The sequence below is a fragment of the Pseudomonas sp. B111 genome (assembly GCF_026428275.1).
GTDB classification, from domain to species: Bacteria; Pseudomonadota; Gammaproteobacteria; order Pseudomonadales; family Pseudomonadaceae; genus Pseudomonas; species Pseudomonas aeruginosa.
This window is the reverse complement of the sequence record NZ_CP097857.1, coordinates 1,072,537-1,094,193: the sequence shown is the minus strand read 5'-3', so window position 1 is coordinate 1,094,193 and position 21,657 is coordinate 1,072,537. Positions and strand designations below refer to the sequence as shown.

Sequence of the window (21,657 nt, the reverse complement as noted above, 5' to 3'; positions counted from 1 at the left end):
AGTGCGGCGGCGGATGTGGAGGTGAATACGTGTCGGGGAAGTTTCCGGAAAAGCCCTCGCGCCGAGGCTACTGGCTCGGCTGGTTGTGCCGCCTGGCCATGCTTGGCGGCGTCGCCGCGATGTTCTGGGCGCTGCTGCAATGCTTCGTCCTGCTGCACGGCGATCCGCCGCTCCAGCGCGCCCCGCTGCGGACGCCCTGGACCCTGCTGGCGCTCGGCCTGGCGCTGTTCCTCGCCGGTTTCTGCGGCGAGTACCGGCTGTGGCGGCGCCGCGCCGGTTGCTGAAACCGGCGTCAGGCAGCGCCCGTCGAAGGGAACAGCAGGCGCAGGTGGGTCTTCTGCTGCGGTACGCTTTCCGCTTCGGCGCGGCCGCCGTGGTAGGCCATGATCGATTGCACGATGGCCAGTCCCAGGCCGGTGCCGGCCTGGGCTCCAGTCTGGCGTCCGGCGCGGCGGTAGAAGCGCTCGAACAGGTGCGGCAGGTACTCCGGTGGGATGCCCGGGCCGTCGTTGCTGACCCTCACCTCGGTGTGCCCCGCGCGCTCCCCGATCCGCACGTCGATGCGCCCGCCTTGCGGGGTGTGGCGCACGGCGTTGGACACCAGGTTGGAAATGGCGCGCTGGATCATCAGGTTGTCGCCGTGGGCGAAGCCGCTGCCGGACAGGCGCAGTTCGACGCCCTTGTCCTCGGCGACCATCTCGTACAGGTCGATGACCTTGGCCGCCTGCTCGTGCAGGGCGACGCAGCCGAACTGGGCCTGGATCGCCGGGTTGTCCACCTGCACCAGGAACAGCATGTCGGTGACGATCCGCGACAGCCGCTCCAGTTCCTCGGCATTGGACTCCAGGGCTTCGCGGTATGCCGCGCTGTCGCGATGCTGGCTGAGCAGCACCTGGTTGCGCACCAGCAGGTTGCAGATCGGCGCGCGCAGTTCGTGGGCCAGGTCGTCGGAGAACTGCGAGAGCTGGCGTACGCCATCCTCGAGGCGGCCGAGCATGTGGTTGAAGCTGCGGGCCAGGCTGTCCAGCTCGCGCGGCAGGTTCTGCTCGGGGATGCGGTAGGAGAGATCCTGCGGGCTGACCTGGGCGGCCACCCGGCGGAAGCGGTTCAACGGTTCGAGGCCGGCACGCACCACCCACCAGGCGGCCAGGGCGATCAATGGCAGGAGGAAGGGCAGGGCCAGCAGGGTGGCGCGGAGGAAACCGTCGAGCAGGCGCTCGTCGGCGTTGCGCTCGCTGCTCAGCAACACCTGTACCGGGGTGCCGTTCTTCATGCGCATGGAAGCGCCGATGCTCAGCAGGCGCTGGTCGTTGCCGGTGCTCCAGCTCTGGAACACCGGCTGGCGGGCGTCCGCCTGCAAGCGGGCGAGAAGCGCGCGGTTGGCCGCGACGCTGGCCGCGGCCTGGTCGCCGAAGCTCATCAGCGGCTGGCCGCTGCGGCTGTCGAGAATGCTCAGGTGCAGGCCGCTGTGGGCCACCAGTTGGTCCTGCAGGGCATGCGCCTGTACGGCCGGGTCGCTGCGCAGGTCGAGATCGTCTTCCAGGCTGTGGCGGATCTGCTCCAGCTTCAATTGCAGGTTTTCCCGCTCGCGGGCTTCCAGCTCGCGGCCGAGGTTCCAGTGCGCCATCGCGCCGAGCGCCAGGGCCAGCAGCGCGCCGAGGGCGCCGACCAGCAGGGCCAGGCGCAGCGACAGTCGGCCTGGTGGCGTCATCGGCGCGCTTCCAGGACGTAGCCGACGCCGCGAATGGTATGGATCAGCTTGAGGTCGAAGCCGTCGTCGATCTTCGCCCGCAGGCGGCAGATGGCGACTTCCACCACGTTGGAGTCGTTGTCGAAGTTCATGTCCCAGATCAGCGAGATGATCTGCGTCCGGGTGATGACGTCGCCGTTGCGCCGCATCAGCAGGTGCAGCAGGGCGAACTCCTTGGTCGTCAGGTTGATCCGCACCCGGCCGCGGAAGGCCCGGTGGCGGCTGGCGTCCAGCTCCAGGTCGGCGACCCGCAGGACGTCCTGCATCGGTGCCTGGTCGTGGCGGCGCAGCAGCGAGCGGACCCGCGCCAGCAGTTCGGGGAACTGGAACGGCTTGACCATGAAGTCGTCGGCGCCGAGATCGAGGCCGCGCACCTTGTCGGTCAGCCTGCCATGCCCGGTGAGCATCATCACCCGCGCGCTGCTGCGTTCGCGCAGGCGGCGGAGCAGGTCCCAGCCGTCGATGCCGGGCAGGTTGACGTCGAGGATCACCAGTTCGTAAGGGTGTTGCAAGGCCATGTGCAGGCCGTCGATACCATCGTTGGCGCGGTCGACGATGTAGCCGCTTTCGGTCAGGCCCTGGTGCAGGTAGTCGGCAGTCTTGACTTCATCTTCGATAATAAGGATGCGCATGTTCGCCCCTATATAAAGTATGGATTCATTTGCAAGTAAATGTTTAAGTGCATTGCTATAAAGTTACATTGCGGGCGTTGCCTGGATAGAGTCCTGGAAATGTAATTTCATATCGTTGCGCTGCTTCGATGATAATTATCGAATGACCGGGTAGTTCTCCCGGGAGTCCGCCTGAAAACTTTGGAAATGTCCGCGGCGCAAGCACCGCTGGGCGTGAGGGGCAATGCCTTTTGTAAGCGCATGTTGCTTTGTCCCTATGTTTCATCCAACTATTGCCAGTCTCTTCGAAGGTTGCCGAAGTGTAACCGCTAATTGTCCGTGGAGAATATTCATTACCGACTTGTAATTCTTCCGTCACCTTGCCGATAAGCCCCGCTACCTAACATCTGCCGCATCCCGGAAGTGCAACTTCGAATATCGCCGGCGAGATATCGCCGATGAACGGTTGCGTGGTTCCGGGCCGGTAATGGATCGCCGTCGCCGACGACGATCAGCAGACGAGGAGCGGAACATGCCGATACTTCGGCCACTGGCCAGCGCGGGGAAACGCGCCTGCTGGCTACTGATGGGACTCTGCCTGGGCCTGCCGGCCCTGGCGAACGAGGCGCCGGTGAGTTTCAACGGCACTTCGATCAGCCTCGAGCAGGCGTTGGAGCGGGCCCTGCGGAGCAACCCCGAGCTGGCGGCGGTGGGGCGCGAGACCGAGATCGCCAGCGGCGCGCGGCAGCAGGCCGGGCTGATCCCCAACCCGGATCTGTCCTGGAGCGTCGAGGACACCCGCCAGGGCAATCGCCAGACCAGCGTCAGCATCGCCCAGCCGCTGGAGCTGGGCGGCAAGCGCGGCGCGCGGGTGGAGGTGGCGAAACGCGGCAGCGAGATCGCCTGGACCCAACTGGAAGTCCGTCGCGCCGAACTGCGCGCCCAGGTCCGTGGCGCCTACTACGCGGCGCTGACCGCGCAGGAGCGGGTGCGCCTGGCGAAGACCTCCCTGGACCTGGCCAGGCGTGCGCTGCAGGCCGCCGACCGGCGGGTCAAGGCCGGCAGCATCTCTTCGGTGGAACGGGTCCGCGCCCAGGTCCTGGCGGACAACGCCCAGCTCGACCTGAGCCAGGCGGAGCTGGAGCAGCAGCGCACCTATGTGCAGCTGTCGAGCACCTGGGACGAGCCGCAGCCAGGCTTCGCCAAGGTCGGCGGCGCGCTCGACGCGGTGCCGGCGAGCATCACCCGCGGCGCCTTGCTGCGCCATCTCGACGAGTCGCCGACCTTGCGCCTGGCGGCCCAGGAGGTAGCGCGCGGCGAGGCCCAGGTCGACCTGGAGAAGCGCCAGCGCATCCCCAACCTGACGGTCAGCATCGGCAGCAAGTACGACCAGACCGCCCGCGACGGACGTGGCGAACGGGTCAACCTGATCGGCCTGTCGATGCCGCTGCCGCTGTTCGACCGCAACCAGGGCAACATCTACGCCGCCCAGAGCCGCGCCGACCAGGCCCGCGACCTGCAGCGCGCGACCCTGCTGCGCCTGCGCAGCGAAGCGGTACAGGCCTACGACCAGTTGCGCACCTCGGAACAGGAGCTGGCGCTGGTCCGTCGCGACCTGCTGCCCGGCGCACAGAGCGCGCTGGACTCGATGACCCGCGGCTTCGAGATGGGCAAGTTCAACTTCCTCGACGTGCTCGATGCCCAGCGCACCCTGGTCGGCGTCCGTGCCCAGTACGTGCGCGCGCTGGACGCCGCGGCGCAGGCGCGGGTGAGCATGGAGCGCCTGCTCGGCGAAGACATCGGCCACCTCGGCCAGTGAGATTTCCGGGGCGGGCCGCCGGCGCGCCCCCCGAACGGTTCGGGAGAACAGAATGGGCAAGAAGACGATTATCGCGGTGACCGCACTGGCACTGCTCGGCCTGGGCGGCGGCGCCTACCTGGAGCTGGGCGGCAAGGCGCCGGCCGGCGCCGGCGAAGCGGCCGCCGAGGGCGAGGGCAGCGGACCGCGTGGCGGCATGTTGTTGCGCCAGGGCGACCTGACCCTGGAACTGCTGGTGCCGGAGGACGGCAGCCCGCTCAAGGCTTGGGTCGAGCGCGGCGGCAAGGCGCTGGCGCCGCAGGAGGTGGTCCTCGGCGCGGACGTCGAGCGCGCCACCGGCGAGGTCGAGGACCTGCTGTTCAAGGCCAGCGGCGATGGCCTGGTGGCCAATGCCGGGATCGCCGAGCCGCATGCCTTCACCGCGCGCCTCAAGCTGATGGCCGGCAAGCAGGGCTACGACTTCGCCTTCACCCGCGAGGAGGGCAAGCTGGAGCTGGATGCCGAGCAGATCGAGGCCGCCGGCATCACCCTCGATACGGCGCGGACGATCAGCCTGGCCCAGGTGGTCTCGCTGCCCGGCGAGATCCGCTTCAACGAGGACCGCACCGCGCATATCGTCCCGCGCCTGCCGGGGATCGTCGACAGCGTGCCGGCCAACCTTGGCCAGGCGGTGAAGCAGGGCGAGCTGCTGGCGGTGATCAGCAGCCCGCAGTTGTCCGACCAGCGCAGCGAATTCGCCGCCGCCCAGCGCCGCCTGAGCCTGGCGCAGAGCACCTACAAGCGCGAGCAGCAGCTGTGGAAGGAGGGCATCTCCGCCGAGCAGGAATTCCTGCTCGCCCGCCAGGGTTTGCAGGAAGCCGAGATCGCGCTGAACAACGCGCGGGCGAAGATCGCCGCGCTCGGCGGCAATCCCAGCCTGCAGGGCGGCAACCGCTACGAGCTGCGCGCGCCGTTCGCCGGGGTGCTGGTGGAAAAGCACCTGACCCAGGGCGAGCCGGTGGACGGCACCGCCAACGTCTTCACCCTGTCCGACCTGTCCTCGGTCTGGGCCACCTTCAACGTGCCCGCGCAACTGCTCGGCCAGGTCCGCGTCGGCAGCAAGGTCAAGGTGCTCGCCCAGGCGCTGGATAGCGAGGTGGAGGGCACCGTGTCCTACATCGGCGACCTGCTCGGCGAGCAGACCCGCGCGGCCACCGCCCGGGTCACCCTGAGCAACCCCGAGAGCACCTGGCGCCCGGGCCTGTTCGTTTCCGTGCAGGTGGCCGAGGCGACCCGCAAGGAAGTCCTGACGGTCGCCGACGGCGCGGTGCAGAACGTCGACGGCGAGGACGTGGTGTTCGTCCGCGTGGCCGACGGCTTCGTGGTCCAGCCGGTCAAGCTGGGCATCAGCGACGGCCAGCGCGTCGAGGTCCTCGAGGGCCTGCGCGCCGGCAGCCAGGTCGCCGCCAGCGGCAGCTTCATCCTCAAATCCGAACTGGGCAAGGGCTCGGCGGAACACGGTCACTGAGTCCCGCTCCAGGAGTCTTCGCATGTTCGAACGCATCATCCAATTCGCCATCGAGCAACGCTGGCTGGTCCTGCTGGCGGTGCTGGGGATGGCCGGGGTCGGCATCGGCAGCTACCAGAAGCTGTCCATCGACGCGGTCCCGGACATCACCAACGTCCAGGTGCAGATCAATACCGCCGCCCCCGGCTACTCGCCGCTGGAAGTGGAGCAGCGGATCACCTACCCGGTGGAGACCGTCATGGCCGGCCTGCCGGGTTTGCAGGAAACCCGTTCGCTGTCGCGGCCGGGGATTTCCCAGGTGACGGTGATCTTCGAGGAGGGCACCGATATCTACTTCGCCCGCCAGCAGGTCAACGAACGCCTGAGCACGGCGCGCGAGCAACTGCCGGAAGACATCTCGCCGACCCTCGGGCCGATCTCCACCGGTCTCGGCGAGATCTACCTGTGGACGGTGGAGGCCGAGGAGGGCGCGACCAAGGAGGACGGCAGCGCCTACACGCCCACCGACCTGCGCACCATCCAGGACTGGATCATCCGTCCGCAGTTGCGCAACGTGAAGGGCGTGGCCGAGATCAACACCATCGGCGGCTACGCCAAGCAATTCCTCATCGCCCCGGATCCGAAGAAGCTCGCGGCCTACAAGCTGACCCTCGGCGACCTGCAGAACGCCGTGCTGCGCAACAACGAGAACGTCGGCGCCGGCTACATCGAGCGGCGCGGCGAGCAGTTGCTGATCCGCGCGCCGGGCCAGGTCAAGGACATGGACGATATCCGCGGGATCATCGTTTCCAACGTCGACGGCGTGCCGATCCGTATCCGCGACGTCGCCGAGGTCGGTCTGGGCAAGGAGCTGCGCACCGGCGCGGCCACCGAGAACGGCCGCGAAGTGGTGCTCGGCACGGTGTTCATGCTGATCGGCGAGAACAGCCGGGAAGTGGCCCAGGCGGTCGGCCAGCGCCTGGAGGAGATCAACCGGACCCTGCCCAAGGGGGTCAAGGCGATCACCGTCTACGACCGCACCACCCTGGTGGACAAGGCCGTGGCCACGGTGAAGAAGAACCTGGTGGAAGGCGCGGCGCTGGTGATCGCGGTGCTCTTCCTGTTCCTCGGCAACATCCGCGCGGCGCTGATCACCGCCACCATCATCCCGCTGTCGATGCTGTTCACCTTCACCGGGATGGTCGGCAACAGGGTCAGCGCCAACCTGATGAGCCTCGGCGCGCTGGACTTCGGCATCATCGTCGACGGCGCCGTGGTGATCGTCGAGAACGCCATCCGCCGCCTGGCCCACGCCCAGGCCCACCACGGCCGCCAGCTGACCCGCGCGGAACGTTTCCACGAGGTCTTCGCCGCGTCCAGGGAGGCGCGCCGGGCGCTGATCTTCGGCCAGATCATCATCATGGTGGTGTACCTGCCGATCTTCGCCCTCACCGGGGTCGAGGGGAAGATGTTCCACCCGATGGCGTTCACCGTGGTCACCGCGCTGCTTGGCGCGATGATCCTCTCGGTGACCTTCGTCCCGGCGGCGATCGCGCTGTTCATCACCGGCAAGGTCAAGGAGGAGGAGAACTTCGTCATGCGCCGCGCGCGTCTGGCCTACGAACCGGCGCTGCGCTGGGTGCTCGGGCACCGCGCGCTGGTGGTCGGTGGCGCCCTCGGCGTGATCCTGCTCACCGCGCTGGTGGCCTCGCGGATGGGCAGCGAGTTCATTCCCAGCCTCAGCGAGGGCGACTTCGCCATGCAGGGCCTGCGGGTGCCGGGCACCAGCCTGACCCAGTCGGTCGAGATGCAGCAGACCCTGGAGAAGAAGCTGATGGGCAAGTTCCCGGAGATCGAGCGGGTCTTCGCCCGCACCGGGACCGCCGAGATCGCCTCCGACCTGATGCCGCCGAACGCCTCCGACAGCTACGTGATGCTCAAGCCGCAGAGCCAGTGGCCGGACCCGAAGAAGTCGCGGGAGGCGCTGCTGGAAGAGTTGCAGGCCGCGGCCCTTGAGGTGCCGGGCAGCGTCTACGAGTTCTCCCAGCCGATCCAGTTGCGCTTCAACGAACTGATCTCCGGGGTGCGCAGCGACGTCGCGGTGAAGGTCTTCGGCGACGACATGCAGGTGCTCAACGACACCGCGGAGAAGATCTCCAAGGTGCTGCAAGGCATCGACGGCGCCTCCGAGGTGAAGGTCGAGCAGACCACCGGCCTGCCGGTGCTGACGGTGGACATCGACCGCGACAAGGCGGCACGCTTCGGCCTCAATGTCGGCGACATCCAGGACACCGTGGCCACCGCCCTCGGCGGACGCAATGCCGGTACCCTGTTCGAGGGCGACCGCCGCTTCGACATCGTCATCCGCCTGCCGGAAACCCTGCGCGCCGACCTGCCGGCACTGTCCAACCTGCTGATCCCGCTGCCGCCGAACAACCTGGCGCGGATCGACTTCATCCCGCTGTCGGACGTGGCGCGCCTCGACCTCTCGCCGGGACCGAACCAGATCAGCCGGGAGAACGGCAAGCGGCGCATCGTGGTCAGCGCCAACGTGCGCGGCCGCGACATCGGCTCGTTCGTGCTGGAAGCGCAACAGAAGCTGCAGGACGGGGTGAAGATCCCGGCCGGCTATTGGACCACCTGGGGCGGCCAGTTCGAACAGTTGCAGTCCGCCGCCAAGCGCTTGCAGGTAGTGGTGCCGGTGGCGCTGCTGCTGGTGTTCACCTTGCTCTTCGCCATGTTCAACAACGTCAAGGACGGCCTGCTGGTGTTCACCGGTATCCCCTTCGCCCTCACCGGCGGGGTGCTGGCCCTGTGGCTGCGCGGGATACCGCTGTCGATCTCGGCGGCGGTGGGTTTCATCGCCCTGTCCGGGGTGGCGGTGCTCAACGGCCTGGTGATGATCTCCTTCATCCGCAACCTGTTGCAGGAAGGACGCAGCCTCGACCAGGCGGTGTGGGAGGGCGCCATCACCCGCCTGCGTCCGGTGCTGATGACCGCCCTGGTGGCGTCCCTCGGTTTCGTGCCGATGGCCCTGGCCACCGGCACCGGCGCCGAGGTGCAGCGGCCGCTGGCGACGGTGGTGATCGGCGGCATCCTGTCCTCGACCATGCTGACCCTGCTGGTGCTGCCGGTGCTCTATCGCTGGACCCACGGGCGCGACGCCGGTCCGCGCGAGGAGACGCCGGCGGCCGGCTGAAGCGGGCGCGCAAGCGGGCCGGCAGGGGAAACCCTGGCGGCCCTTTTTCGTTGGCCGTTGGACGGATTCCGTTCGATTACCGCACGCGATTGCCGGCCCGGATTGTCGCCGGCGGAGGGCTTGCGTAGTGTGGGCGGACGTTCCGCGCCCGGCGCTTGGCGCCGCGCGACGATAACAACAACGATAGCAGCCTGAGTGTCCTGCCCATGAATGCCTCCTTGCTCAGCGAGCGCAGCCGGGTGTTCGAACGTGCCGACCCCTATGCGGTGTCCGGCTACGTCAACCGGCACGTCGGTACGCACTGCATACGCCTGCCGGCCGCCGGCAGGCCGCAAGCCAGCCTCGACCACCGCACCTTCGCCAGCCTCGACCTGTGCCGGATCAGCTACGGCGCGGCGGTACGGGTCACCTCGCCGGCGCTGGAAAGCATCTTCCACCTGCAGATCCTCCTGCGCGGCCACTGCCTGTGGCGCGGCGGCGGGCAGGAACACGCCCTGGCGCCGGGCGAGCTGTTGCTGATCAACCCGGACGATCCGGTCGACCTGACCTATTCGGCGGACTGCGAGAAATTCATCGTCAAGCTGCCCTGCGCGCTGCTCGAAGCGATCTGCGCCGAGCAGCGCTGGAGCCATCCGGCACGCGGCGTGCGCTTCCTCGAACATCGCTATCGCCTGGACCAGCTGGAAGGCTTCGTCGGCCTGCTCGCCCTGGTCTGCCGCGAGGCCGAGTCCGGCGAGCGGCTGGCGCGGGTCGACAGCCACTTCGAGCAGATCCTCGGCAGCAAGCTGCTGACCCTGCTGAAGACCAATGTCAGCCGCGAGGACCCCGGCGATGCGCAGGTCGTCTTCGCCCGCCTCGATGCCTACATCCGCCGCCATCTGCAGAGCGAGATCGAGGTCGCGGCGCTGGCCGAGCAGGCGCACATGAGCACTCGCTCGCTGTACGCGCTGTTCGAGCGCCAGCTTGGCGAGAGCCCTCGGCAATACATTCGCCGGCTGCGCCTGGAGCGCATCCGCGCCTGCCTGGAAGACCCCGGCTGCCGGGTACGCAACCTCACCGAACTGGCCCTGGACTTCGGTTTCGCCCACCTCGGCCGCTTCGCCGAGCAATATCGCCGGCAGTTCGGCGAGCTGCCTTCGGAAACCCTGCGCCGGCGCGCCTAGCGCCGACCGCCACGGCGTGCAGGAATCGGCCAGCGATCCGCAGGCAACGGATATCCCCAGCAGTACGCGCTACCTAACCTGACCGGGCCTGAACAATAACAACGGAGGCCCCGGCCATGTCCCTGGGTAGCGATTACTTGCGTTCTCTGCTCGAGGAAGACCCCGAGCGCGGCGTCTACCGCTGCAAGCGGGAGATGTTCACCGACCCACGCCTGTTCGAACTGGAGATGAAGCACATCTTCGAGGGCAATTGGGTCTATCTCGCCCACGAAAGCCAGGTTGCCGGAATCAACGACTACCTGACCACCCAGATCGGCCGCCAGTCGATCGTCATCGCGCGCAACCGCGACGGCCAGCTCAACGCCTTCATCAACGCCTGCAGCCACCGTGGCGCAATGCTCTGCCGGCACAAGAGCGGCAATCGCAGCAGCTATACCTGTCCGTTCCACGGCTGGACCTTCAACAACTCCGGCAAGCTGCTCAAGGTCAAGGACCCGGCCGAGGCCGGCTACCCGCAGGGCTTCAACTGCGAGGGCTCGCACGACCTGACCCGGGTCGCGCGCTTCGAGTCCTACCGTGGCTTCCTGTTCGGCAGCCTCAACCCCGATGTCAGGCCGCTGGCCGAGCACCTGGGCGAGTCGGCGAAGATCATCGACATGATCGTCGACCAGTCGCCGGAAGGCCTCGAAGTGCTGCGCGGCTCTTCCAGCTATGTCTACGAAGGCAACTGGAAGCTTACCGCCGAGAACGGCGCCGACGGCTACCACGTCAGTTCGGTGCACTGGAACTACGCGGCGACCCAGAGCCAGCGCCAGCAGCGCGACGCCGCGGACCAGCTGCGGACCATGAGCGCCGCCGGCTGGGCCCGGCAGGGCGGCGGCTTCTACTCGTTCGAGCATGGCCACATGCTGCTCTGGAGTCGCTGGGCCAACCCCGAGGACCGGCCGGCCTTCGAGCGCCGCGCCGAGCTTGCCCGCGACTTCGGCGAGGCCCGCGCCGACTGGATGATCGAGAACTCGCGCAACCTCTGCCTGTACCCCAACGTCTACCTGATGGACCAGTTCAGCTCGCAGATCCGCATCGCCCGGCCGCTGTCGGTGGACCGCACGGAAATCACCATCTACTGCATCGCGCCGAAAGGCGAGAGCGCCGAGGCGCGCGCCCGGCGCATCCGCCAGTACGAGGACTTCTTCAACGTCAGCGGCATGGCCACCCCGGACGACCTGGAGGAGTTCCGTTCCTGCCAGCAGGGCTACCAGGGCAGCGTGGTCGGCTGGAACGACCTGTCGCGCGGCGCCGAACACTGGATAGAGGGCGCCGACGCGGCGGCAGCGGCCATCGACCTGCGGCCGCGCCTGAGCGGCGTGCGCACCGAGGACGAAGGGCTGTTCGTATTGCAGCATCGCTACTGGCAGGAGGCGCTGCTCGCCGCCCTGGAACGCGAACGGACGCAGCGCGTGGCGCTGCGGGAGGTGGCGTCATGAGCCTGGGCTACGACGCCCTGCGCGATTTCCTCTACCGCGAGGCGCGCTATCTCGACGACAAGGATTGGGACGCCTGGCTGGCGTTGTACGCCGCGGACGCCAGTTTCTGGATGCCGTCCTGGGACGACCGCGACCAGCTCACCGAGGACCCGCAGCGGGAAATCTCGCTGATCTGGTACGGCAACCGCGGCGGTCTGGAGGACCGGGTATTCCGCATCCGCACCGAGCGCTCCAGCGCGACCCTGCCGGACACCCGCACCTCGCACAACCTGAGCAACATCGAACTGCTCGGTGAGGACGACGGCATCTGCCGCGCGCGCTGCAACTGGCACACCCTGAGCTATCGCTACAAGACCGTGGACAGCTACTTCGGCACCACCTTCTACGACCTCGACGTACGCGGCGAGAGTCCGCTGATCAAGGCCAAGAAAGTGATCCTGAAGAACGACTACGTTCGCCAGCTGATCGACGTCTACCACGTCTGACGCCCGCGCCGGCGGGCTGTCGAGGGACATGCCATGAACCATCGGATCGCACTCAACTTCGAAGACGGGGTGACCCGCTTCATCCATGCCGCGCCCGGCGAGACCGTGGCCGACGCGGCCTACCGCCAGGGCATCAACATCCCCCTGGACTGCCGCGACGGCGCCTGCGGCACCTGCAAGTGCCTGGCCGAGGCCGGGCGCTATGCGCTGGGCCAGGACTACATCGACGATGCCCTCAGCGCCGAGGAAGCCGCCCGCGGCTACGTGCTGACCTGCCAGATGCGCGCCGAAAGCGACTGCGTGCTGCGCGTGCCGGCGTCCTCGACCCTGTGCAGGACCGGCCAGGCGCGCTACGAGGCGCGCATCAGCGAAGTCCGGCAACTGTCGCCGAGCACCATCGGCCTGTCGCTGCGCGGCGAGGCGCTGGCCAGCCTGGCGTTCCTGCCCGGGCAGTACGTCAACCTCCAGGTGCCCGGCAGCGAGCAGCGCCGCGCCTACTCCTTCAGCTCGCTGGCGAAGGACGGCGAGGTCAGCTTCCTGATCCGCAACGTCCCCGGTGGGCTGATGAGCGGCTTCCTCAGTGGCACGGCCAGGGCCGGCGACAGCCTGGCGATGGACGGCCCGCTGGGCAGTTTCTACCTGCGCGAGATTCACCGGCCACTGCTGATGCTGGCCGGCGGCACCGGCCTGGCGCCGTTCACCGCGATGCTCGAACGGATCGCCGAGCAGGGCAGCGCGCACCCGCTGCACCTGGTCTACGGGGTGACCCACGACGTCGACCTGGTCGGGCTCGAGCGCCTGGAGGCGTTCGCCGAACGGATTCCCGGCTTCACCTGGAGCGCCTGCGTGGCCAGCGCCGACAGCGACTATCCGCGCAAGGGCTACGTGACCGAGCACATCGCCGCGCAGCACCTGCACGAGGGCGACGTCGACATCTACCTGTGCGGGCCGCCGCCGATGGTCGAGGCGGTCGAGCGCTACCTGCGCGAGCAGGGCGTGCGCCCGGCGAATTTCTACTACGAAAAGTTCGCCGCCAGCGCGGCCTGAACCCGAGCGAGCCAAGGAGATTCCCATGAACGACAGATTCCGCGACAAGGTCGCCCTGGTCAGCGGCGCCGCCCAGGGCATCGGCCTGGGCGTGGCCCGGCGCCTGCTGGAGGAAGGCGCGCGGGTGGTGGCGGTGGACCGCTCCGAGCTGGTCCACGAATTGGCCGGCGACGCCTGCCTGTGCCTGACCGCCGACCTGGAGCGCTACGCCGAATGCCAGCGGGCACTGGAGCGGACCCTGGAGCGTTTCGGCCGGCTGGACATCCTGGTCAACAACGTCGGCGGCACCCTCTGGGCGAAGCCCTACCAGCACTACGCCGAGGACGAGATCGAGGCCGAGCTGCGGCGTTCGCTGCTGCCCACCTTGTGGTGTTGCCGCGCGGCGCTGCCGGCGATGCTGGGGCAGGGTAGCGGGGCGATCGTCAACGTCTCGTCGGTTGCCACCCGCGGGGTCAACCGGGTGCCCTATGGCGCCGCCAAGGGCGGGGTGAACGCGCTGACCGCCTGCCTGGCGTTCGAGACCGCCGACCAGGGCATCCGCGTCAACGCGGTGGCGCCGGGCGGCACCGACGCGCCGCCGCGAAGGATTCCGCGCAACGCCGCGGCGCAGAGCGAGGAGGAGCGGCGCTGGTATCGACAGATCGTCGAGCAGACCCTCGACAGCAGCCTGATGAAGCGCTACGGCAGCATCGACGAGCAGGTCGCGGCGATCCTTTTCCTCGCCTCCGACGAGGCGTCCTACATCACCGGCGTGACCCTGCCGGTAGCTGGCGGCGACCTCGGCTGAGCGCATCAGTCGCCGCTTTCGGTGAACTTCTCCAGGTACAGCCGCAGATGCTCCAGGGAGCGCTCGCGCAGCCACTGGCGGACCGCCTCGACCATCGGCGGCGGCCCGCACAGGTAGAGGTCGAAAGCTTCGTCGCGCAGGCGGGCGGCGTCGAAATGCTCGTGCAGGTAGCCGCGCCGGCCGTCCCAGTCGGCGTCCGCCTCGCTGAGCACCGGGACGAAGCGGAAGCCGGGAAGCCGCTCGGCGTAGCCGGCGATCCGCTGCAATTCGCAGAGATCGGCGGCGCGGCGTACCCCGTAGTAGAGATGCACCGGCCGCTCGCAGCCGCGCTCGGCCAGTTCGTCGAGCATGCCGAGGAACGCCGACAGGCCGGTGCCGCCAGCCACCAGCAGCAACGGGCGCTCCACCTGGCGCAGGTAGAAGGTGCCCAGCGGCGCCTCGAAGCGGATCTCGTCGCCGACCCGGCACCCTTGGCGCAGGTAGTCGCTCATGGCGCCGTCCGGGAGCAGGCGGATGAGGAACTGCAGGTGGTTCTGCGGATTCGGCCGGTTGGCGAAGGAGTAGGCGCGCCGGCAGTCGCTGCCGGGTACTTGCAGGCGCGCGTACTGGCCGGGCAGGAAGTCCAGCTGGCGGCCCGCGGCGCCGGCGTCGAGGCGGAGCAGCGCTGTGTCCTCGGAGAGCAGGCGCAGTTCGCGCACCACGCCGCTGTGCGCCTGGGCCGCGGCGGCGTGGCAGAGGGTCGAGGCGAAGTCGAAGTAGAAGGCCGCGTCGGAGCGCACCCGGGTCTGGCAGGCGAGCACCTTGCGCTGCTCCAGGTCGGCGGCGGAGAGGGTGTCCTCGTCGGCGTAGTCCAGGCTGTAGCTGCCCGCCTCGCAGCGGCCCATGCAGGTGCCGCAGACCCCTTCGCGGCAGTCCAGCGGCAGGTTGATGCCGTGGCGCAGGGCGGCGTCGAGGAGCAGGTCGTCGTGGCCGACGGGCAGGAACAGGGTCTTGCCGTCGGCGAAGCTGAGGGCGACTTTGTGATTCATCGTGACGGGGCCCGCCGTTCAGAGGTGGTAGAAGTCGAGGACCGAGTCGATCCGGTCGTTGAGCAGGACGATGTGCTTGCGCGCGATCAGCCAGGCCTCGCCATGGGGTTTCAGGCGGTAGGTGGCATGGCCGAAGAAGCTGCCGGTCTGGTCCAGGCGCTGGAACAGGGTCTGCCAGTTGACCCGCACTCGCAGCAGGCCTTCGCCTTCCTCGGCGATGCGCACGTTGCCGATCTGGTGCAGGGTGCGCGGCATCGGCACGGTGGACGCGGCCTTGCCGGTGCGGATACGGAACACCCGGTCTTCCAGGCCGGCACGGCTGGGGTAGTAGATCAGCGACATCTCGCGCTTCGGATCGCGGGTGTAGCGGTGCTCGGACTCCCACTGCGGCAGGTGGAACTCGCACTGTTCGTCGAACTGCGCGAGGTAGCCGTCCCAGTCCTGGGCATCGCAGAGTTCGGCGTGGCGGTAGAGGAACTGTTCGACGCGGTACTGCAGTCCGGCGTTCATGGGGTCACCTCCTTCGCGCGCAGGGCCAGGCGCTCCAGGCCGTCGAGGAGGAAGCGCCGCCAATGCGCGTGCTGGTTGACGTAGAGGCCTTCGTGGGTGATCTCGGTGCCGGTCAGCAGCGGCGCGATACCCAGCGCCTGGCTGTTCGGCGTCGCGCCTTCGAGCCACTTGCCGTGGCCGCGGGAGATGTCGCTCCAGCGCTCCAGGCGGGCCTGGAAGCCACGCTGGGCTTCGCGGAACTCCACCAGGTCGTCGGGCGTGCCCATCCCGGAGACGTTGAAAAAGTCCTCGAACTGGCGGATCCGGTTCTCCCGGTCGGCGTCCGACTCGCCCTTGACGCCGATGCACTGGCTGACGATCTCGGTACGGTTCCAGGCCAGCGGGCGGACGATGCGCAGCTGCGAGCTGATCTGGTCGATGACGAACAGGCTGGGGTAGAGATTGAGATTGCGCAGGCGATGCATCATCCACTCGGCGCGGGCCTGGCCGTATTCCGCCACCAGCCGCGGCATCACGCTGGCGTAGCCGGGGCGTACGGCGGGGTTGGGCATCTCGCTGAAGAGCACGCTGTGGCCGTTGGCAAAGGAGAACCAGCCGTCGTCGGTGGCCGCGTCGCCGGCGCCGAGCTTGCTGTAGTCGAGGGTGGCGGCCGCGCCGCCGCGCTCGGCCTCGACCTGCTGGCGGTGCTGCACGGTGGCTACGTAGTTGTAGTGCACGGTACTGACGTGATAGCCGTCCAGGCCATTCTCGTTCTGCAGCTTCCAGTTGCCTTCGTAGGTGTAGGTGGAGGTGCCGGGCAGCACTTCCAGCTCGCCGCTGGGAGACTGCGCCACCAGCATGTCGAGGAACACCCGGGCGTCGCCGAGGAAGTCCACCAGGTCGTCCTCGCCGGCGACGTCCAGGCTGACGAAGACGAAGCCCCTGTAGCTCTGGATGCGCGCTTTCTTCAGGCCGCGGGTGGCCTTGTCGAAGCCTTCCGGGTATTCGCCCGGCGCCTTGACCTTCACCAGCCGGCCGTCGTTCTTGTAGCACCAGGCATGGAACGGACAGGTGAAGGTCGACTGGTTGCCCTTGCCGACCCGCACCAGGGTCGCGCCGCGATGCTGGCAGGCGTTGACCAGCGCGTGCAACTGGCCGTTGCCGTCGCGGGTGACGATCAGCGGCTGGCGTCCGGCGCGCAGGGTGACGAAGTCGTGGGGCCTGGCCAGTTCGCTTTCGTGGCAGGCGTAGATCCAGTTCTTTTCGAAGATCAGCTCCATCTCCAGGTCGAACAGCTCCGGTTCGGTGAACATGTCCCGGGCGATGCGGAAGATGCCTTCCTCGGGACGGAAGTCGAGACAGCCGCCGACATAGTCGCGCCACTGTTCGAGGCTTCTGCGGGTAGCGTTCATGCGTTCTCACCCTTGTGCGTTGTCGTTATGGGTGACCCATTCAACGGCCACGAGCGGGGGCGGGCTATCCGCTTAGTCGACGATGCGCATCCCGAAAATGTGCGGCCGCCGAGGAGCGGCCGAGGGCCTCGCGGAGGGCTCGTTCCGGGTTCGAGCGGCGCTTGCGGCGGACGCTTTGTCCGGAAAGTCGGCGAACGCTATCCGGATAGTGGAGGATGCGGGGAGTCGGCCTTGCGCCGGCACATGCCTTGCATTTTGCTGAAAACAGAGCGCCAGCAGAGCGCACCCCCAGCCTTGCCGTGTCGAGTGCCGAACCATGATGAGGAGCCATCCCGTCGCCGATCGTGGCGATCTCCATGCCGACCACCTGGACCTGGCCGCCGCCCGTTCCTGGATGTCGAAGGTCTGCGGGCCGCACCGGCTCGAAGCGGCGAGCCCGGGACTGGTGCAGTTCCAGCACCACGGCAACGTGCTGAAGTCGATGTGCACCACCCTTGGCTACATCGGCTACGGTACCGACGTCACCATCACCGTCGAGGATGCCGCGGCGTTCAACGCCTACAGCCTGAGCCTGCCGCTCAGCGGCGAGCAGGAGCTGTGCCGGGGCGGGCTGCGCCTGCTCTCCGACGTCCGCCGCGGGGTGATCATCGCGCCCAACGAGCGCCAGGAGCTGAGCATCGCCGGGGACTGCCGCAAGTTGCAGGTGGTGATCGGCCGCACGGCGATGCGCAAGGTCCTGGAGGAGATGTTGCAGCGGCCGATCGATACGCCCTTGCGCTTCGATCCGGAAATGGATGCCCTGGACGGCGCCTCCGCGTCCTGGTGGCGCACCGTGCGGCACATCAGCGAGGAGATGGCGCGCAGCGAACTCTACGCCCAGGCGTTTTTCAGCAGCGACCTGGAGCGCGCGCTGATCAAGGGACTGATCCTGGCCCAGCCGAACAACTACAGCGAGGCCCTGCAGCAGGGCCTTGGCGGGCGCCCGCCGCACTACCTGCTGCGCGCTCGCGAGTTTCTCCAGGCCAACGCCCGCGAGACCCTGAGCCTGGAGGACGTGGAACGCGCCGCCGGGGTCTCGCGGTTCAAGCTGTTCGAGGGCTTCCGTCGCTACTTCGGGGTATCGCCGATGAGCTACCTGAAGCACTACCGGCTCGCCGCGGTGCGCGAGGAGATCCTCGCCAGCGGCGGCGCCCGCAGCATCTCGACGATCGCCCTGGGCTGGGGCTTCAGCCACCTCGGACGCTTCTCCGTGGACTACCGCAAGCGCTTCGAGGAAACCCCGAGCATGACCCAGCGCCGCGCCGCGCGGCGCTCCTGAGAGGGCACTCAGGCGTCCTCGCGGCCGATCAGCGCCAGGCAGCGCCGCAGGTGCGGGGAGCCGTCGCCCTGGCGCCGGCTGACGATGATCGGCGAGGTCAGGGAGGCGTCGGCCAGGGCCTGGTAGGCGACGTCGTCGCGGTGCTGCAACTGCACCGAGGCCGGCACCAGGGTCGCGCCGAGTCCGGCGGCGACCAGGCCGATGGCGGTCTGCATCTCGTTGGCCCATTGCGTCACGCGCAGGCTCAGGCCGTGGGTGGCGAACAGCGCCAGCACGTGGTCGGCGTAGCTCGGCCGCGGCTGGCCGGGGTAGAGCACGAACGGCTCGCGCGACAGGCGCTCCAGGCTCAGCGGCTGGCCGAGCAACGGGTGCCCGGCGGGCAGGGCGGCGACCAGCGGCTCTTCGCTGAGCACGCTCTGGCGGATCGCCGGGTCGTCGATGCGGATGCGTCCGAAACCGATGTCGATGCGCCCGCTCTTCAGCGCCTCGACCTGTTGCAGGGTGGTCATCTCCAGCAGGCCCAGCTCCAGCTCCGGGTCGCCGCGCAGGTGGCGGATCAGCTCCGGCAGCACGCCATACAGCGCCGAGGGCACGAAGCCGATGCCGAACCACTGGCGCTGGCCCTGGCCGATCCGCCGGGTGCTGTCGCAGATGCTCTCCAGTTGGTCCAGGAGCGTCGCGCTCTGTTCGTGGAAGAAGCGCCCGGCTTCGGTCAGGCGCAGCGGCCGGCCGCGCTCCAGCAGGGCCACCCCGAGCATTTCCTCGAGTTGCTGGATCTGCCGGCTCAGCGGTGGCTGGGCGATGTGCAGTTGCTCGGCGGCGCGGGTGAAGTTGAGGGTCCGGGCCAGCGCCTGGAAGTAGCGCAGGTGACGAAGCTCCATGATACCTCCAGGGTATGGTTCGAGAGGAAGATGATATTGGACCCCAGTGAAGAAGGCGATGGATGCTTGGCCGAAACGACGGCGAAACCTGCTCGGTATCGAGCGAGCCTTGAGCGGCGAACCGTCGAAAACCCGACCGCAACCCTGGTGGACCCCCGAGAATGAGCCAAGCCGTGATCCAAAGCCTCGAGTCGATCATCGTCGATCTGCCGACCATCCGCCCGCACAAGCTGGCCATGCACACCATGAACCGGCAGACCCTGGTGATCCTCCGCCTGCGTTGCAGCGACGGCATCGAGGGCCTCGGCGAAGCCACCACCATCGGTGGCCTGGCCTACGGCAGCGAGAGCCCGGAGAGCATCAAGAGCAATCTCGACGCGCATTTCGCCCCGTTGCTGCTGGGCCAGCCGGCGGACAACGTGAATGCCGCGATGCAGCGCCTGGACCGGCACATCAGGGGCAACACCTTCGCCCGCTCGGCGGTCGAGACCGCCTTGCTCGACGCCCATGGCAAGCGCCTCGGCCTGGCCGTCAGCGAACTGCTCGGCGGCCGCCTGCACGACAGCCTGGAGGTGGCCTGGACCCTGGCCAGCGGCGACACCGGCCGCGACATCGAGGAAGCCGAGCGGATGCTCGACCTGCGCCGCCACCGGCACTTCAAGCTGAAGATCGGCGCCGGTGAGGTGGATGCCGACGTGGCCCACGCGATCGCCATCAAGCGCGCCCTTGGCGAGCGCGCCAGCGTGCGGGTGGACGTCAACCAGGCCTGGGACGAAGGCGTTGCCCAGCGTGCCTGCGCGACGCTCGGCGACAACGGCATCGCCCTGATCGAACAGCCCATCGCCCGCCACAACCGCATCGGCCTGGCGCGCCTGAGCAGCCGCGGCGGCGCGCCGATCATGGCCGACGAGGCCATCGAGAGCGTCGAGGATGCCTTCCACCTGGCTCGCGAGGGCGCCGCCCCGGTGTTCGCCCTGAAGATCGCCAAGAACGGCGGACCGCGCGCGGTGCTGCGTAGCGCGGCGATCGCCGAGGCGGCCGGGATCGGCCTGTACGGCGGGACCATGCTCGAGGGCGGCATCGGCACCCTGGCCGCCGCCCACGCCTTCGTCACCCTCGACCGCCTGGCCTGGCACAGCGAACTGTTCGGCCCGTTGTTGCTGACCGAGGACATCCTCCTCGAGTCGCCGCGCTACCAGGATTTCCACTTGCACGTGCCGCGTGCGCCGGGTCTCGGCCTGGCGCTCGACGAGGAGCGCCTGGCGCGCTTCCGCCGGCGCTGAAGCCATTCCGCAGACAGAGGAGAAACGACCGATGCTGTTCCACGTGAAGATGACCGTGAAGTTGCCCGTCGACATGGACCCGCAACAGGCCGAGCGGCTCAAGGCCGAGGAGAAGGAAATGGCCCAGCGCCTCCAGCGCGAGGGCAGCTGGCGGCACCTCTGGCGAATCGCCGGGCACTACGCCAACTACAGCCTGTTCGACCTGCCCAGCGTCGAGGCGCTGCACGACACCCTGACCCGGCTGCCGCTGTTTCCCTACATGGACATCGAGATCGACGGGCTTTGCCGGCATCCCTCGTCGATCCATGCCGACGACCGCTGAGATTCCCTTCCCACGCCCGACAACAACAAGCAGAGGCAAACGCCATGACCGTGAAGATTTCCCAGACTGCCGACGTCCAGCGCTTCTTCGAAGAGGCCAGCGGCCAGCTCAACGAACGCGGCGATCCGCGCACCAAGGCCCTGGTGCGGCGCATCCTCGACGACACGGCGAAGCTGATCGAAGAGATGCAGGTCACGCCCGACGAATTCTGGAAAGCGGTGGACTACCTGAACCGCCTGGGCAGCCGCCAGGAGGCCGGCCTGCTGGCCGCCGGGCTGGGCCTGGAGCATTACCTGGACCTGCTGCTCGACGCCCAGGACGCCGAGGCCGGCCTCACCGGCGGCACGCCGCGCACCATCGAAGGGCCGCTGTACGTCGCCGGCGCGCCGCTGAGCGACGGCGAGGCACGGATGGACGACGGCCGCGACCCCGGCACCGTGATGTTCCTCCAGGGCCGCGTCAGCGGTCCCGACGGCCAGCCGCTGGCCGGAGCCATCGTCGACGTCTGGCACGCCAATACCCAAGGCACCTATTCCTACTTCGACAGCAGTCAGTCCGAATACAACCTGCGCCGGCGCATCCGCACCGACGCCGACGGCCGCTACCGTGCGCGCAGCATCGTGCCCTCCGGCTACGGTTGCCCGAGCGACGGCCCGACCCAGGAACTGCTCGACCGCCTCGGCCGCCACGGCCAGCGGCCGGCGCACATCCACTTCTTCGTCTCGGCGCCCGGCCATCGCCACCTGACCACTCAGATCAACCTGGCGGGCGACCGCTACCTGTGGGACGACTTCGCCTACGCCACCCGCGATGGGCTGATCGGCGACCTGCGCTTCAACGACGACCCCGCCGCGGCCCGCGACCGCGGCGTGGAGGGCGGACGCTTCGCCGAACTGGATTTCGACTTCCAGCTCCAGGCCAGCCCGGCGCCTGCCGCCGAGCGCCGCAGCCAGCGGCCGCGGGCATTGCAGGAGTAAGGCGGGGAGCGGGGAGGGCGGCTGGTCGCTGGCGACCATGCCGCCTTCTTCCGCCAGGCGCGACGGCGGATAAAAAAAGGCGCCATGACTGGCGCCTCAGGACTTGTCCAAAGGAG

At 68.3% G+C, this 21,657-nt stretch carries 19 protein-coding genes; 13 read left to right on the top strand and 6 right to left on the bottom strand.

Annotated features, from left to right (window positions below):
• Window positions 1-29 precede the first annotated feature (29 nt).
• Entirely contained in the window at window positions 30-284 is a 255-nt protein-coding gene (locus M6E97_RS05030; protein ID WP_003111752.1) for a hypothetical protein, read from the top strand.
• A gap of 8 nt (window positions 285-292) precedes the next feature.
• On the opposite strand, the gene M6E97_RS05025 is transcribed toward M6E97_RS05030, so the two are convergent.
• A complete protein-coding gene (locus M6E97_RS05025) occupies window positions 293-1,711 on the bottom strand; it encodes a sensor histidine kinase (protein ID WP_003089902.1) in 1,419 nt (472 codons plus the stop codon).
• Window positions 1,708-2,382: a heavy metal response regulator transcription factor gene (locus M6E97_RS05020; RefSeq protein ID WP_003089900.1), complete on the bottom strand. Its 675-nt coding sequence runs from the start codon at window positions 2,380-2,382 to the stop codon at window positions 1,708-1,710. The genes M6E97_RS05025 and M6E97_RS05020 overlap by 4 nt, the downstream gene beginning before the upstream one ends.
• 511 nt (window positions 2,383-2,893) lie before the next feature.
• Between M6E97_RS05020 and M6E97_RS05015 the strand changes: the two genes are divergently transcribed.
• The 8 genes from M6E97_RS05015 to M6E97_RS04980 all read left to right on the top strand — a co-directional run bounded on the left by M6E97_RS05015 (window position 2,894) and on the right by M6E97_RS04980 (window position 13,831).
• Window positions 2,894-4,180, top strand: a complete 1,287-nt coding sequence (locus tag M6E97_RS05015; RefSeq protein WP_003139105.1) for a TolC family protein — start codon at window positions 2,894-2,896, stop codon at window positions 4,178-4,180.
• A gap of 52 nt (window positions 4,181-4,232) precedes the next feature.
• Window positions 4,233-5,687, top strand: a complete 1,455-nt coding sequence (locus M6E97_RS05010) for an efflux RND transporter periplasmic adaptor subunit (protein WP_003109532.1) — start codon at window positions 4,233-4,235, stop codon at window positions 5,685-5,687.
• A gap of 22 nt (window positions 5,688-5,709) precedes the next feature.
• The gene (locus M6E97_RS05005) at window positions 5,710-8,865 is read left to right on the top strand and encodes an efflux RND transporter permease subunit (protein ID WP_019486587.1); all 3,156 of its coding nucleotides are present in this window, start codon (window positions 5,710-5,712) and stop codon (window positions 8,863-8,865) included.
• Between the two features lie 206 nt (window positions 8,866-9,071).
• Window positions 9,072-10,028 carry an AraC family transcriptional regulator gene (locus tag M6E97_RS05000; RefSeq protein ID WP_003109534.1) on the top strand — a complete coding sequence of 319 codons (957 nt, stop codon included), beginning with the start codon at window positions 9,072-9,074 and terminating at the stop codon, window positions 10,026-10,028.
• 116 nt (window positions 10,029-10,144) lie between these two features.
• Window positions 10,145-11,512: a benzoate 1,2-dioxygenase large subunit gene (gene benA, locus M6E97_RS04995; protein ID WP_003139108.1), complete on the top strand. Its 1,368-nt coding sequence runs from the start codon at window positions 10,145-10,147 to the stop codon at window positions 11,510-11,512.
• Complete coding sequence (gene benB, locus M6E97_RS04990; RefSeq protein WP_003120077.1) at window positions 11,509-11,997, top strand: benzoate 1,2-dioxygenase small subunit; 489 nt, start codon at window positions 11,509-11,511, stop codon at window positions 11,995-11,997. The genes benA and benB overlap by 4 nt, the downstream gene beginning before the upstream one ends.
• Window positions 11,998-12,030: 33 nt before the next feature.
• The gene (benC, locus tag M6E97_RS04985) at window positions 12,031-13,044 is read left to right on the top strand and encodes a benzoate 1,2-dioxygenase electron transfer component BenC (protein WP_003109537.1); all 1,014 of its coding nucleotides are present in this window, start codon (window positions 12,031-12,033) and stop codon (window positions 13,042-13,044) included.
• A gap of 25 nt (window positions 13,045-13,069) precedes the next feature.
• On the top strand, window positions 13,070-13,831 hold the full coding sequence (locus tag M6E97_RS04980; RefSeq protein ID WP_003089880.1) for a 1,6-dihydroxycyclohexa-2,4-diene-1-carboxylate dehydrogenase: 762 nt from the start codon (window positions 13,070-13,072) through the stop codon (window positions 13,829-13,831).
• A 5-nt stretch (window positions 13,832-13,836) separates the two neighbouring features.
• On the opposite strand, the gene antC is transcribed toward M6E97_RS04980, so the two are convergent.
• The 3 genes from antC to antA are packed head-to-tail and all read right to left on the bottom strand — an operon-like array spanning window position 13,837 to window position 16,760.
• Window positions 13,837-14,859, bottom strand: a complete 1,023-nt coding sequence (gene antC / locus M6E97_RS04975) for an anthranilate 1,2-dioxygenase electron transfer component AntC (protein ID WP_033938699.1) — start codon at window positions 14,857-14,859, stop codon at window positions 13,837-13,839.
• Window positions 14,860-14,877: 18 nt separating this feature from the next.
• Complete coding sequence (antB, locus tag M6E97_RS04970) at window positions 14,878-15,369, bottom strand: anthranilate 1,2-dioxygenase small subunit (RefSeq protein ID WP_003131295.1); 492 nt, start codon at window positions 15,367-15,369, stop codon at window positions 14,878-14,880.
• On the bottom strand, window positions 15,366-16,760 hold the full coding sequence (antA, locus tag M6E97_RS04965; RefSeq protein ID WP_003139109.1) for an anthranilate 1,2-dioxygenase large subunit: 1,395 nt from the start codon (window positions 16,758-16,760) through the stop codon (window positions 15,366-15,368). The genes antB and antA overlap by 4 nt, the downstream gene beginning before the upstream one ends.
• A 316-nt stretch (window positions 16,761-17,076) precedes the next feature.
• On the opposite strand from antA, the gene M6E97_RS04960 reads away from it, so the two are divergent.
• Entirely contained in the window at window positions 17,077-18,078 is a 1,002-nt protein-coding gene (locus M6E97_RS04960; protein WP_003089872.1) for an AraC family transcriptional regulator, read from the top strand.
• Between the two features lie 8 nt (window positions 18,079-18,086).
• Here M6E97_RS04960 and M6E97_RS04955 read toward each other — a convergent pair whose 3' ends face one another.
• Complete coding sequence (locus M6E97_RS04955) at window positions 18,087-18,959, bottom strand: LysR family transcriptional regulator (RefSeq protein WP_003089870.1); 873 nt, start codon at window positions 18,957-18,959, stop codon at window positions 18,087-18,089.
• Between the two features lie 161 nt (window positions 18,960-19,120).
• Between M6E97_RS04955 and M6E97_RS04950 the strand changes: the two genes are divergently transcribed.
• The 3 genes from M6E97_RS04950 to catA are packed head-to-tail and all read left to right on the top strand — an operon-like array spanning window position 19,121 to window position 21,541.
• The gene (locus tag M6E97_RS04950) at window positions 19,121-20,242 is read left to right on the top strand and encodes a muconate cycloisomerase family protein (protein WP_003139111.1); all 1,122 of its coding nucleotides are present in this window, start codon (window positions 19,121-19,123) and stop codon (window positions 20,240-20,242) included.
• 31 nt (window positions 20,243-20,273) lie between these two features.
• Window positions 20,274-20,564, top strand: coding sequence for a muconolactone Delta-isomerase (gene catC, locus M6E97_RS04945; RefSeq protein ID WP_003089864.1), 291 nt, complete (start codon window positions 20,274-20,276; stop codon window positions 20,562-20,564).
• A gap of 44 nt (window positions 20,565-20,608) precedes the next feature.
• Window positions 20,609-21,541, top strand: coding sequence for a catechol 1,2-dioxygenase (gene catA, locus M6E97_RS04940; RefSeq protein ID WP_009314156.1), 933 nt, complete (start codon window positions 20,609-20,611; stop codon window positions 21,539-21,541).
• Window positions 21,542-21,657 lie beyond the last annotated feature (116 nt).